Source organism: Pseudomonas sp. Marseille-Q8238 (assembly GCF_965111915.1).
The window spans coordinates 308,485-321,935 of sequence record NZ_CBCOPI010000001.1; the positions used below are offsets into that span (position 1 = coordinate 308,485).

The window sequence follows — 13,451 nt, forward strand, 5'->3', positions numbered from 1 at the left end:
TTTCTCCCGAGTCGTCGTCCTTGATCACTAAGGCGCAAATAACAAGCACTCTCAAGTAGTGCGTTGGCGCCAGTCACGGATTTCGATCATTGGGGAGCTTCGCCATGTCACACGTCGTCACCACCCACCGAGCAGGTCTGCCGACCCTGCTGTCTCTCGCCATCGCGCTGGCCGTGGCAGCGCCGCTGCCGGTGCTGGCCGCCGACAGTGTTGCCGAGACGCGCAGCTACCGCTTCGACATTCCGGCGCAGTCCCTGGACAGCGCCCTGGCCGCCTTCTCGGCGGTGACCCGCACCCAGGTGCTGGTGCCAGCCGAGCTGACCCAGGGGCTTGGCTCGTCCGGACTGAGCGGCAGCTATGGGCAAGCCGAGGCGTTGTCCCGCCTGCTGGCTGGCAGCGGGTTGACGGCGCGCTTCGTCGATGCCGACACGGTGACACTGGAAAAACCGCAGGACGCGCAAGGCGCACTGCAGCTGGGGGCGACCACCATTTCCGGACAGACCAGCGAATCGGCCTATGGAAAAGTCGATGGCTACGTCGCACGGCGCAGTGCTACCGCGACCAAGGCCGACACGTCCCTCACGGAAATTCCGCAGACCATCAACATCGTCACCCAGGATGAAATCAAGGTCCGTGGTTCGCAGAGCGTGACCGAAGCCCTGCGCTATACCCCCGGTATCAGCACCGGTGGCTTCATCGACCGCTCGAAGAGTTTCGACGAACCGACCTCGCGGGGTTTCTCGCCAACGCCGTTGTACCTGGATGGCCTGCACCTTCCCTATGGCGGCGGTAGCACCGGCGGCGCCCTGCAGGTCGATCCCTACACCCTGGAGCGCATAGAGGTACTGAAAGGTCCGGCCTCGGTTCTTTATGGCCGCAACGAGCCAGGCGGGATCGTCAACATGGTCTCCAAGCGGCCATCGGCTACGCCGGTTCGCGAGATCATTCTCGGCGGCGGCAGCCATGACCGACGCTATGGCGCACTGGATATCAGCGACGCGCTGGATGAGCAGGGCACCTACCTGTACCGCATGACCCTGGTGGGTTCCGACCAGAATTCGGAAATCGACTACGCCGAGCGACAACGTTTCCTGCTCGCGCCGAGCTTCACCTGGAACCTGAGCGATGCGACCAGCCTGACCCTGTATGGACAGTACCAGAAGGACAATGACGTCCCTGAGCCCCAGGGCCTTCCTTCCGTAGGCACGCGATTCAGCAGCCCCAACGGCAAGATCAAGCGCAGTCGCTTCATCGGCGAGCCCGGCGTGAATGCCTATGACCGTGAGCAGTTCGTCCTTGGTTATGAGTTCAGCCATGAACTCAATGACACCTGGACGCTCAGGCAAAACACCCGCTATGCCTACGTCGATGACCAGTACGTGGCGCCGCTGCACGGCTACGGTTTCGTTGCCAACCCCGTTACCGGCGCGAACGACCAGCGCTACATCAGCCGCTATGGGGTCGACTGGTCGCAGACCAACAAGGTGCTCGGCGTGGACAACATTGCCCAGGCCCGCTTCAAGACCGGCGACGTCGAGCACACGGCGCTGATCGGGCTCGACTACTACCGCTTCAACTCGACGTTTCTCGGCCTGTACTCCTACGAGGGCGCTTCGCCGATCATCGACCTGTACACGCCGGTCTATGGCCAGTCGTTCACCTTCGACTCACCGAACCGCTGGAACAACACCATTACCCAGACGGGCATCTATGTGCAGGACCAACTGAAGTGGGAGCGCTGGTTCGTGACCCTGGGGGGGCGCTTCGATTGGGCCGAGACCGAGAACAAACGTACGCAGCCGCGCTTCGGCGTCAACGTGGATACCACCACGAAGGATGAGAAATTTACCGGGCGTGTCGGTGCCGGGTATGAGTTCGACAATGGCCTGACCCCTTACCTCAGCTATTCGGAATCCTTCCTGCCCACCTCGGGCACCGACTGGCAGGGCAACGAGTTCGAGCCCTATACCGGCAAGCAGTACGAGGCCGGCATCAAATACCAGCCGCCAGGGCAGAACAGCTTCATCCAGATGTCGGTGTACCAGATCAACCAGCGGAACGTGCTGACCTCTGATGAAGCCCACCCGGGTTTCAGCGGTCAGTCTGCCGAACAGCGCTCACGTGGATTCGAGCTGGAAGGCAAGGCCAGCCTGACCAACAACCTGGGCATCATCGCGTCGTTCTCGCGCAGCGATATCAAGTACACCAAGGACAACGATGGTCGCGAGGGTCGTCACCCTGCAGGCGTTCCACCCATGACCGCCTCGGCCTGGCTGGACTACAGCTTCAGTGGCGACATGCTGCTGGCCGGGCTGGGGGCCGGTATCGGCGCGCGTTATGTGCGCGGCAGTGAAGGGACCAGCACCGCGAACAACCATTTCACCGTGCCTTCCTATACGGTCTACGACGCCATGCTTGCGTATGACTTCGAGCGATCCCCGCTGGGCATCAAGGGGCTGCAGCTCCAGCTCAACGTGGAAAACCTGGCTGACAAGACCTACATCAGCGGTTGCACCGGTGTCTGGGAGTGCTTCTACGGCCGAGGCCGGAGTGTCACGTCCAATCTCACCTACAACTGGTAAGAGAGTCGTAGCGGAAAAATGCAAAGCCCCGGACAACCGGGGCTTTTGCGTTATGGCGTAGCGCCTGGCTCAGGCGTAGCAGGCTCAGTAGGTAAAGGCAATCGGCGGGTGGTTGCCGTTGACCTGCCAGTCGCCGATGGCCTTGTACTTGTAGGCCAGCGCATCGTGGGTGGTGTGGGTGCGGGCGTTGCGCCAGTGGCGGTCGAAGTTGTGTCGGCTCTGCGTGGTCGCGGCGCCGCCGACGTCGTACAGGCGCTCGCAGACGAACAGCGACGAGCGGGTGGAAGCGATCTTGGCTTCCGCCACGGCAATCGACGACTCCACCAGCAGGGTGTCCAGCGCCTCGCCCTGCAACTGCCCGGCGAGCTGCGCGCGGCTGGCGCGCTCGACCACGTCGGCGGCTTTTTCCACCAGGGCCTCGGCGCCATGGATGCTCGCCGACAGCTCACCGATGGTGTGCAGGATGTACGGGTCGTTGCAGGCTTTGTCGACGCCGCTCTCGCGCACCGGGCGCGAGCCAACGCGGGCCCAATGGATGGCATCGTCCAGGGCGGCCAGGCCGATGCCTATGTCGATCGCGCAATGAATCAGCTGGGCGCAGGCGCCGACATAGTTGCGCCGCTGGTACCACTGCGCCAGCGGAACCACCTGTTCGGGCTGCACGCGCACACCGGTCAGGCGGGTGGTGCCGCTGGCCGTGGTGCGCTGGCCCATGCCGTCCCAGTCATCGAACATGTCCACGCCGGGTGCGTTGGCCGGCAGGAAGACGTACACCGCCGCGCCATCCTCGTCGACGGCCTGCACCTTGATCAGGTCGGCGAACAGGCAACCGGTGCTGTAGAACTTCTCGCCGTCGAGCACCAGGCCCTGGTCATCGCGGCTCAGGCGCGTGTGGATATCGCCGCGGAACTTGCCACTGCGCTCGGCGATGGCTCCGGACGACAGTTGCTGACGGGTGAAGGCGCCCAGGTAGCGTTGCTGCTGCTCAGGGTTGGCGATCAGGCGCAGGTGTTCGACGGTGGCGAAGTGCGGGAACAGCGCCTGAGCCACGCAGGGGTCGGCCTTGCCCAGGGCGATGAAGATCTGCGCCACTTCACGCATGCTCACATCGCCGCCGCCCAGCTCGCTGGGTACCCGCGCGGCGCCCAGGCCGGCATTGCGAATCCAGTCGAGCTGGGCGTGGGGCAGGATGCGCTGGGCATCGCGTTCGGCGGCGCCGGGTTGGATCTGTTTGGCCAGTTCTTGGGCCAGGGCTACGTAATCGGTCATGGCAGGGTCCACAGGATTGTCAGGAGGCGTCGCGCAGTGCCCGGCGCGGTACGCCGAGCAGCAACGCGAGGGTGCCGGCCGCCACCAGGGCGGCGATGATATAGAGCGCCGGGGCAATGCTGCCGGTGTTGGTCTTGATGGCGCCGATCATGATCGGCGTGAGCAGGCTGCTGATTTGCCCGCAGCAGTTGACCAGGGCCAGCCCGGCGGCCTTGGCCGTATCGGACAGGTAGTAGGTGGGAATGGTCCAGAAGATTGCCGTGGCCACCATGTAGCCGCTGGTCAGCACCACCAGCAGGCCGAGGGTCGACAGCGGGTTGTCCAGTTGCGAGGGCAGCAGGGTCAGGGCCAGCGCGGCAGTCAGGCCGCCGAGGGCGAAGTGCCAGCGGCGCTCCTTGCGCAGGTCGGAATGACGGCAGGCGAAGAACATCACCACCACGGCGACCAGGTAGGGCAGGGCCGAATACAGGCCCAGGCTGCCGAGGCTCTCGACCCCGGAATCGCGAATGATCGACGGCGCCCAGATGTTCACCACATTGCCGGTGCACATGATGGTCAGGCAGTAGGCGAGGATGATGCACCACACCTTGCGGTCGGCCAGGGCACCGAGGAAGTTCAGGTGGCCGCCCGGTGCGCGTTGCTGGCGCTCGGCGGCCAGGGCCTGCTCGATCTGGCGTTTTTCCGCGTCGGTCAGCCAGCGGGCGTTGGCTGGTTTGTCGTCCAGCCAGTACCAGGCGAAGATCCCCGCCAGCACCGGCGGAATGCCGGTCAGGACGAACAACCACTGCCAGCCGCTGAAGCCGGCCAGGCCGGAAAAGTGGCTGAGAATCCAGGTCGACAGCGGCCCGCCGACGATGCCGCACACGGCGATGGCCATGATGAAACGCGAGGTGATGCGCGCGCGGTGGCTGGCCGGGAACCAGTAGGTCAGGTAGAGGATCACCCCGGGGAAGAAGCCGGCTTCGGCGACGCCCAGCAGGATGCGCAGTACATAGAACTGGGTTGGCGTCTGGGCGAAGGCACTGGCGATGGTGACCAGGCCCCAGAGCACCATGATGCGGGTCATGGTCTTTTTCGCGCCGATCTTCTCCAGCAGCAGGTTGCTGGGGATCTCGAACAGCAGGTAACCGATGGAGAACACGCCGACGATGATGCCGAAGGTGGCGTCGCTGATGTTCAGATCGGTCTTGAACTGCAGATGGGCGAAGCTGATGTTGACCCGGTCCAGCCAGTTGAGCACGAAGCACAACGCCAGGAACGGCATGATGCGCCAGGCCAGTTTGCGGTACAGCGCCGGGTCCAGTTCGGAGTGTTCGGCGGTGCGGGTATCGGTGGGTGTTGCGGTCATGCGGCAGTACCGGTCGTAAAGCGAAGGCCGCCGCGGGATGCGGCGGCCTGGGGCATTACCAGCTCACGTCGAGCTTGGCGAAGTAGTAGGCACCTTCCACGCCATAGGGCGAGAACCAGCTGTAGGTCGGGTCGTCCGTGGGCATGAAGTGGTACAGCTTGGCTTCGCTGTTGAGCTGTTGCGGGCGGCGGTCGAAGATGTTCTCGCCGCCGACGGTCACCTTGACGCTGTCGCTGAGCCAGTAGCCCAGGCTGAGGTCGGTGATGAAGGCGGCGCGGATCTTCTCGTCGCGGGTCGGGCTGATCTGGTTGCGCCCGGTGACGCTGTGGTAGCGGGTGCCCTTGAGCGTCAGGTCGAAGTCACCGAGTTGCCAGCCGGCGGTCAGCGAGGTCACGTTCTTCGGGTAGGCCGAGGTCAGGTTGCCGATACGGTCGCGGCCGATGGCGGTCACGCCGGTGCCGGCCAGGGCGTCGGGTTCCTTGACCTTCTCCACGGTCTGCAGGCTCTGGGTGCTCAGCAGGGTCCACTTGGTACGCCCGTATTTGCCGAGGTCGTAGCGGTAGTCGGCGACCAGGTCGATGCCGCGGGTGCGGGTGTCGGCCAGGTTGCCGAAGTAGGAGACGATCTGGTTCGGGTCCAGGCCCTGGGCGGCCAGCAGCGCGGACACGGCGTTGCCCTGCAGGTTGCTGGTCTGCAGGATGCGGTCGCGGATGTCGATCTGGTACAGGTCCAGGCTGAGGTTCAGGTTGGGCGTCGGGGTCGCCACCAGGCCGAGGCTGTAGTTGGTCGATTTCTCCGCCTTGAGCGCCTTGGCGCCGAGGGCCTTGCCGGCAGCGTCGTCGACGGTCACGTAGCGGGTGATGGCCTGCTCCAGTTGCCCGGTCAGCGGGCTGGTACGCCAGGCGGTCAGCGACGAGGAGTAGTACTGCTGTTGCAGCGATGGCGCACGGAAGCCGTTGCTGATGGTGCCGCGGATCGCCAGCTCCGGGGTCAGGGCATAGCGGGTCGACAGCTTGCCGCTGGTGGTGTCGCCGAAGTCGCTGTAGTGCTCGTAGCGCGCGGCCAGGCTCAGGTCCCAGCGCTCGGTCAGGCTCTGGTTGAAGTCCACGTAGGCGGCGCTGTTGGTGCGCGAATAGTTGTGCTCGTCTTCCGGGGTGAAACCCACCAGGCCGGGCGCGCCGGGGTTCGGGCGCTGACCGGCCAGCGGGTGGCCGACCGGGAACTGATAGCCGCCATCGGCATAGGAGGCGTATTCGCCTGCCTGGATCTCGAAACCGTCGCGGCGGAATTCCAGGCCAGTGGAGACGTTCAGCGGCTTGTCGAACAGGCCGGTGTCGAAGGTGCGGCTCAGGTCCAGGTTGTTGGTCCACTGGCTGGCGATCAGGTGGCCGCCGTCCATGTTGCGTGGGCTGGTCGGGCCGAGCGACGGGTTGATGGATTTCTCGTTGCGGGTGTTGGCGTCGTTGCGCCCGTAGCTGGTGCTCAGGTCCCATTTCCAACCGAGCAGGTCGTCATTGCGCAGGCCGACCACGCTCTGGAAGTCGTCTTCCTCGACCACGAAACGCGGGGCGAAACCGTCGGGGTAGACCTCGATGATGTTCTGCGGCGAGCGCGCGGTGCGGTAGGTGCCCCAGCTGGTGGAGTTGCGGTGGCTGAGGGTGGAGAAGGAGTACAGGCTGAAGTCGTTGGCCAGTGGCAGTTCCAGGTTGTAGCCCAGGTTGTAGGTCTGCGAGCGTGGCTGGCCCTGCAACTGGCGGTAGCGGCTTTCGCCGTTCTCGCGTGGGTCGGGCTGGCCATTGACCGGGAAATAGATGCTGGTACGTGCCGGCACGGCGCCCGCGACGTTGGAGTTTTCCTGAATGCCGATATCCGCGCTGAGGCTGAGGAAACCGTCATTGGGCAGGGCAAAGCCCTGGTTGATCTGGCCCTGGCCACGGGCACCGAAGTTGCCCTTGCCGCCGACACGTTCCTTGAACTGGCCGTAGAGCACGCTGGCTTCGCCACCGGATTCGTTGTTCTTGAGGATGATGTTGATCACCCCGGCGATGGCATCGGAACCGTACTGGGCGGCGGCGCCGTCACGCAGTACCTCGACGTGGTCGACGGCGGCAATCGGGATCAGATCCAGGTCGGCGGGTGACTGGCCGCTGGCGGTGGCGGCGGTCTGCACGAAGATCAGCGAGGTGTTGTGCCGGCGCTTGCCATTGACCAGCACCAATACGTGGTTGCCGCCCAGGCCGCGCAGGGTGGCGGACTTGACCGCCAGGCCGGTGCCGCCAGTGAAACCGGCCGCATTGGTGTAGGACGGCACTGAAGCGGCAAGGGCTTCGCGCAGGTTCTGTTTGCCCGAACGGGCCAGGTCTTCGGCGCTGATCACGTCGATCGGCGCCAGGCTTTCGGCCACGGTGCGGCCGCTGTCACGGGCGCCGGTGACGACCACGGTTTGCAGGGCGGTATCGTTGTTGCCAGCAGTGGGCGCGGCCAGGCTGGGGGCGGCGGCACTAAGGCCGAGCAGGCCCACGCCAAGCAGGCTGGCGGTGGGCGCTAGGGTTTTTTTCAAGCGTGACATGCTGAGGCTCCGGGAAGGCTGCCGCTGGCCAATGCTGGTGGTGTGTGTTCCTGACAGACTGGTGAGGCGTGTGGTGTTTGTTGTGTGTTCAGGTGTCGGGTTGCATCACGTCGATACGCGCCTGATCGACCAGCGCCATGTAGCGCTGCAGGCGCTGTCGGCGTTCCGCCAGCAACAGGGTCTTGGTCCAGCGCGCGGCCTTGTTCGCCTTGCCGGTGGCCAGGGTGGCGGCCTGCTCGAGGGCGGCGTCCCAGGGGTTGTCGGCGATGCGGTTGATCAGGCCGATGCGCAAGGCTTCTTCGGCATCGAAGGGGCGCGCGCTGAGCATGATGTCCAGCGCCGCCGACTCACCGATCAGCCCAGGCAGGGTGATGGCGCTGAAGCCGGACAGGTGGCCGTTCTGCACTTCAGGGAAGCTGAAGCGCGTCTGTGGATGGGCGATGCGCAGGTCGCAATGCAGCGCCAGGCTCACGCCCAGGCCCAGGGTGTGACCGTGCAGGGCGGCGATCACTGGTTTGTCGAACGCACTGGCGACACCGGGCAGGGCGCGGGCGAGCACCTCGGTGCTGACGGTCTGGCCAGTGGCGTGGATTTCCTTGAGATCTGAACCGGCGCAGAACGCCCGCTCGCCGGCACCGCGCAGGACCACGGCACCCACGGCCTTGCTGTGCTGCGCACGCTCCCAGGCATCGGCCAGTTCGCGCTTGCCCTGGCTGTCCAGTGCGTTGAGGCGCTCCGGCCGATTGAGGCTGATCAGCGCTACGCCATCACCCAATTCCTGATAGTCGATCGTCATTGCAGTGTCCGTTGGAGAGAAAAACGCATTGCCTCTTGAGCTCCGCGTCAAAGTGGGGAAAACTTAAATCAATGCGCACAATGTGCACAAGATGTTTTCTATATGAACAAGTTATTGGCAAATTCCATACGGTTATAAAAAATGAAAGCGATAGTCCTGAAGGGTTTTGGTGGTCCCGAGCAGTTGCACGTCGAAGACGTGCCCACGCCGGTGCCGGGTGCGGGCGATGTTCGTGTGCGTATCCACGCCGCGGGTATCTGCCATCACGACCTGCTGCACCGCGCCGGCAAGCTGCCGGGCGCGGCGTGCGGCGTGGTGCTCGGTCATGAGGTGGCGGGCGAGGTTGTCGAGCTGGGCGCCGGTGTGAGCCAACTGGCCCTGGGTGATCGGGTGGTGGTCTACCAGCGCCGCTTCTGTGGCCAGTGCCGTGACTGCCTGCGGGGCCGCCAGGATTTGTGCCGCGCCCTGGGCCTGCCCTCGGTGGACACCGAAGGCGCTTATGCCGAGTACCTGAGTGTGCCGGCGGCCTCGGCGGTGAAACTGCCGGATGGCCTGGACTACCCGCAGGCCGCGCTGGCCAGTTGCCCGATTGCCACCAGCCTGCGCGCCTTGCGCCTGGCCGGGGTGAAGCCCGGCGATCAGGTGCTGATCAATGGCGCCAGCGGTGGCCTGGGCACGCACCAGATCCAGATCGCCCGTGCGCTGGGTGCGCAGGTCATCGCCGTGACCGGGAGCGCCGACAAGGTGGCGTTCCTCGAGTCGCTGGGCGCCCATGAGGTGGTGGTCGCCGATGCCGAGGGCTTCAGCGCCGCGGTCTGGCAGCGTACGGGCAAGCGTGGGGTCGACGTGGCGATAGAGAACCTCGGGCATACCCTTGGCGGCACCCTGCGTTGCATGGCCATGGGCGGTCGGGTGGTGGTGCTGGGCAACGTGCAGCCCGGCGCGGTGGATGTGTCGCCAGGCTTGCTGATTGGGCGTCGTCTGCAGGTGCAGGGCTCCGGCAGCGCGACCCTGGAAGACCTGCGCGAAGCGTTGGCGCTGATGGCGACCGGGCAGGTGCGCGCGCTGATCGACCGGGTGCTGCCGTTCCATGAGGTCGCCCAGGCCCACGCGCTGCTCGAGGCGCGTCAGGTCAACGGCCGCATCGTGCTGAGTGGGTGGTAAGGCATGGACATCAGCACCCTGATTCAGCAGGCAGCCCGCAAGTGGCCCACGGCGCTCGCCCTGCGCGAGGGTGAGCGCGAATTGACGTTCGCCGCGCTGGACCGGGCGATTACCGGGGTCGGGGTGCACTTGCACAACCTGGGCGTGGCCGTCGGTGAGCGGGTCGCGCTGTTGGCCGATGCCGGCATCGATTACCTGCTGGCCGACTACGGCTGCATGGCCAACGGCTATGTGCGCGTGCCCCTGGATACGGCGCTGGCGCACGTCGAGCTGCTGGCCCAGGTGCAGGATGCCGGCGCGGCGCTGCTGCTGTTCGGCCCCGAGCATGCCGGCAGCGCCGGGCAATTGGCTGTGCAGGGCATTCGCTGCGTGGCGCTGGAAACCCTGAACGTCGCCATCGCCGAGCTGCCGGATCGCCCGGCGCAACCGATGGAAACCCTGGCTTCGCTGAACTACACCGGCGGCACCACCGGGCAACCCAAGGCGGTGATGCACAGCCATGCCAGCCTGGGTGCGGCGCTGCAGAACATTGTCATGGCACGGATCGCGCAGCCTGGCGATGTGCTGCTCAACGTGCGTCCGTTGTGGCCGATTGCCGCTGTGGCCGTGTTCGCTCACCTGCTGGCGGGTGGCTGCGTGGTGTTGGGTGGGCGCTTCAATCCGGCGACCTTCATCGAGCAGTTGCAGCGCCAGCAGGTGGCGTTCAGTTCGCTGGTGCCGACCCAGTTGCTGCGTCTGATTCGCGAGCAGGGCACGGCACCTGCCGATCTGCCGTTTTTCAAGTGCCTGGATGTAGGCGCGGCGGCGATGTCCAGCGAGGTGCTGGAAGGCGCCTGCGCATTGCTTGGCGAGCGCCTGGGTGTGCTCTATGGCATGACCGAGGCGCCCTGGAGCTGCTACTTCTCCCCGGCGCAACTGGCTGAGGTGCGTGCGGCCGGTGGCACCGGTGAAGGTGTGGTGGGGCGCCCGGCGTTCTCCGCGGCGCTGCGCATTGCCCGGGCCGATGCCAACGGCGTGGGCGAGATTCTGCTGACCGGTCCGCAGCTCATGCGTGGCTACTGGCGCCAGGCCGAGTTGAGCGAGAGCGTGCTGGAGGACGGCTGGCTGCGCAGTGGTGACCTGGGCCAGTTGCTGCCCGATGGGCGCCTGCGCGTCCTGGGCCGCACCAAGGAAATCATCCGCAGCGGCGGCAAGTCGATCCAGCCAGGCGAGGTCGAGCATTGCCTGCTCGAACACCCGCAGGTGGCGGAGGCCCACGTATTCGGCCTGAGCGACGAGGAGTGGGGCGAGCGGGTTTGCGCGGCGGTGGTCGCCAGCGGCGTCGAGGCGGCGCAACTGGAGGCGCATTGCCGGGCGCAGCTATCGCGCTTCAAGGTGCCGAAGACGATCTTCTTCGTCAGCGAGCTGCCGCGCTCGCACTACGGCAAGGTACAGCGCAAACGCCTGCTGGAAATGCTCGGCGTAAGTGCCTGAACACGCCTCGTATGAGGCATCCACCGGTGAGTAATTGCGCGCGCTCGACTTACGCATTTCATGACGCGCCGATTGGTGGGCTGCAGCGGATCGCGCCCGGCCCACCCTAATGACATTCAGTTTTTGTAGGGTGGGCTTTAGCCCACCAATTGCGCCGTCCGCAATTGCCCCGAGTCGGCCATCCAGACCCTAGGATGCGAGCTGGACGGCGATGCCTTCGCAGGCACGGCGAACGTGGCTGGCCAGGGTCGATTGGGCGTTCATTTCATCGTGCAGGTCCAGCCCAGCGACCACCAGGGCACCCACGGCCTGACTGGCCTGACCCTGGATCGGGTAGGCCAGCGAAGACAGCCCCGGTTTGAACTCACTGTCGCCGAAGGAAAAGCCTTCCTGGGCGGCGATATCACGCAGCAACGGCAGCACGGCGGCATGGCGCGCTTCGCCGAGCAAGGCCAGGCGGGTAGCATCGTCGTAGGTCGCCAGGATCGCGCGGCCACTGGGGACGCGGTCGATGGGGAACTGGTCGGCCAGGTCGACGATCACGTTCAACGGCGTCGACGGTGTCCACATGCGCTCGATCAGCACCACCTCGTCACCCACCGGCATGGAGATCGAGACGATGGCCGGGCGCTCGCCGATCACCCGCTGCAACTCGATGGCGTACGGCAGGGCCAGGCGGCGCAGGTTCAGGCGATTCAGGTAGGCGGTGGAGTAGATCAGGCTTTCCGGGCCGATGCGGTAATTGCCCGCCTGCGGCTCGATCAATTGCCAGTGCGCCAGCGTCTTGAGGACGCGGTGGATGGTGGTGCGGTCGATACCGGTCAGGCGCGACAGCTCCAGGGCACTGCCACCCTGCTTGAGCCGCGACAGCGTGCGCAGCAGCAGCACGGCGCGGTCGATGACCTGCACCCGGCCTTCATTGCCGGTTTTTTCTTTGATGGGCTCCGGCCCGGGGTTGTGTGGCGTTTGCATAGGCTTCCTGCTGTCGCGAATGCCCCGCCAGGCGGAGCGCGCAAAGATTAACGATGATCGACACCGGGGTGAAGCGCCTTGCTGCCGGGGTCGGCTCGCTTTTCCATGGAGGAGGCCTGCACCGTCTGCCGTGCTTTCAGGCGAAGTGCTCGGCCAGAGCGCTGTAACAGGTGGCCAGATGGTAGGGGGTGGTCGAAGGCATGTCGAGGCGTGATGGCGTGCCGGCGGCATCGAAGCTCTCGTACCAGCCGCTGCCTCGCAGGAAGCGCTGCTGCAACACCTGCAACTGGCGCGGCACATGTGCCGCGCCGTGCGGGCGCAGGGTCAGGGCGCGGATGTACTCGGCCTGGGCCCAGATGCGCTGGCTGCCATCGCGCACGCTGCCGTCGGCGGCGAGCATGCTGAGCACTGCGCCGTCGGCCGTGACGCCAACCTGTTCGGCATAGCCGAAGGCGCGGGCCAGCGACGCATGCAGCGGGCTGTCGCGGAGCACGGGTGATGATTGCAGCAGGAAGAACCACTCGAACTGATGCCCAGGCTCGAACCAGTTGTCGACCGTGCCACGGGGTTTCTCCAGCATCAGGCCATGCTCCGGCTCGATGAAGCGCGCCTGCATGGCGTCGGCCAGGGCCAGCAGCGTGCGTTGCACGGCGGCGTCTTCGCGGGCCGCGAGGACGGCGAGCAGGGCCTCGGCCAGGTGCATCAGCGGGTTCTGCAGCGGGCCGCTGCCGAGTGCCGACCAGTCCCGCGCGAGGCTGGCCTCATACAGCCCCTGGCCATCGGCGAAGCGGCTGTGCAGCAACGCCAGGGCCTCGTCCAGCACGGCCTCGACCTGGGCCTCGCGCACCCGTGCCCAGTAATGCGCGCAGGCGAAGATGACGAAGGCGTGGGTGTAGAGGTCCTTGCTGGTATCCAGTGGCGCGCCGTGGGGGTCGATGCTGTAGAACCAGCCGCCGTGCTCGGCGTCATGGAAGTGCCGTTGCAGGGAGTGGAACAGCGCCGCGGCCCGCTCGCGCGCGGCGGGAAAGGCGGGTTGGTCGATCAGGCTGGTGAACAGGTAAAGCTGGCGGGCGCAGGCCATCGCCCGGTAGCGCTGCGGCGGCAGCGGCTGGTGGCTGGCATCCAGCGCCTCATAGGGCAGGCCGAGTTCGGCATTCCAGCCGGGGCCTTGCCAGAGCGGCACGATGACCTCATGGAAATGCTGTTGAACGGCGACGAACTGTTCGCGTAGCGCAGAGAGTGAGGGCATGACGTAATCCGGCAGGGCCGAGGGGCAAA

General features: G+C 65.7%; 9 protein-coding genes. 3 read left to right on the forward strand and 6 right to left on the reverse strand.

Translation table 11 applies throughout. The features are described from left to right. Nucleotides 1–104 precede the first annotated feature (104 nt). A complete protein-coding gene (locus tag ACWPW0_RS01345) occupies nt 105–2,582 on the forward strand; it encodes a TonB-dependent siderophore receptor (protein ID WP_454254193.1) in 2,478 nt (825 codons plus the stop codon). Nucleotides 2,583–2,666: 84 nt separating this feature from the next. Here the strand turns inward: ACWPW0_RS01345 and ACWPW0_RS01350 are convergent, their stop codons facing one another. From ACWPW0_RS01350 to ACWPW0_RS01365, 4 genes are all read right to left on the reverse strand, one after another. Continuing rightward, nucleotides 2,667–3,851, reverse strand: a complete 1,185-nt coding sequence (locus ACWPW0_RS01350; protein ID WP_447588272.1) for an acyl-CoA dehydrogenase family protein — start codon at nt 3,849–3,851, stop codon at nt 2,667–2,669. A gap of 19 nt (nt 3,852–3,870) precedes the next feature. Beyond that, nucleotides 3,871–5,199: an MFS transporter gene (locus tag ACWPW0_RS01355; RefSeq protein ID WP_454254194.1), complete on the reverse strand. Its 1,329-nt coding sequence runs from the start codon at nt 5,197–5,199 to the stop codon at nt 3,871–3,873. Between the two features lie 55 nt (nt 5,200–5,254). After that, nucleotides 5,255–7,768 (reverse strand): TonB-dependent receptor plug domain-containing protein, encoded by a 2,514-nt coding sequence (locus ACWPW0_RS01360; RefSeq protein ID WP_454254195.1) that lies wholly within the window; start codon nt 7,766–7,768, stop codon nt 5,255–5,257. Between the two features lie 88 nt (nt 7,769–7,856). Continuing rightward, the gene (locus ACWPW0_RS01365) at nt 7,857–8,564 is read right to left on the reverse strand and encodes an enoyl-CoA hydratase/isomerase family protein (RefSeq protein ID WP_447588277.1); all 708 of its coding nucleotides are present in this window, start codon (nt 8,562–8,564) and stop codon (nt 7,857–7,859) included. Nucleotides 8,565–8,705: 141 nt separating this feature from the next. On the opposite strand from ACWPW0_RS01365, the gene ACWPW0_RS01370 reads away from it, so the two are divergent. Then, nucleotides 8,706–9,728 (forward strand): alcohol dehydrogenase catalytic domain-containing protein, encoded by a 1,023-nt coding sequence (locus ACWPW0_RS01370; RefSeq protein ID WP_454254196.1) that lies wholly within the window; start codon nt 8,706–8,708, stop codon nt 9,726–9,728. 3 nt (nt 9,729–9,731) lie between these two features. Then, nucleotides 9,732–11,201: a class I adenylate-forming enzyme family protein gene (locus tag ACWPW0_RS01375; protein WP_454254197.1), complete on the forward strand. Its 1,470-nt coding sequence runs from the start codon at nt 9,732–9,734 to the stop codon at nt 11,199–11,201. Nucleotides 11,202–11,390: 189 nt separating this feature from the next. On the opposite strand, the gene ACWPW0_RS01380 is transcribed toward ACWPW0_RS01375, so the two are convergent. Both ACWPW0_RS01380 and ACWPW0_RS01385 read right to left on the reverse strand, forming a co-directional pair. Beyond that, complete coding sequence (locus tag ACWPW0_RS01380; RefSeq protein WP_454254198.1) at nt 11,391–12,173, reverse strand: IclR family transcriptional regulator; 783 nt, start codon at nt 12,171–12,173, stop codon at nt 11,391–11,393. A 136-nt stretch (nt 12,174–12,309) separates the two neighbouring features. Next, on the reverse strand, nt 12,310–13,422 hold the full coding sequence (locus ACWPW0_RS01385) for an AGE family epimerase/isomerase (protein ID WP_454254199.1): 1,113 nt from the start codon (nt 13,420–13,422) through the stop codon (nt 12,310–12,312). Between the last annotated feature and the right edge of the window lie 29 nt (nt 13,423–13,451).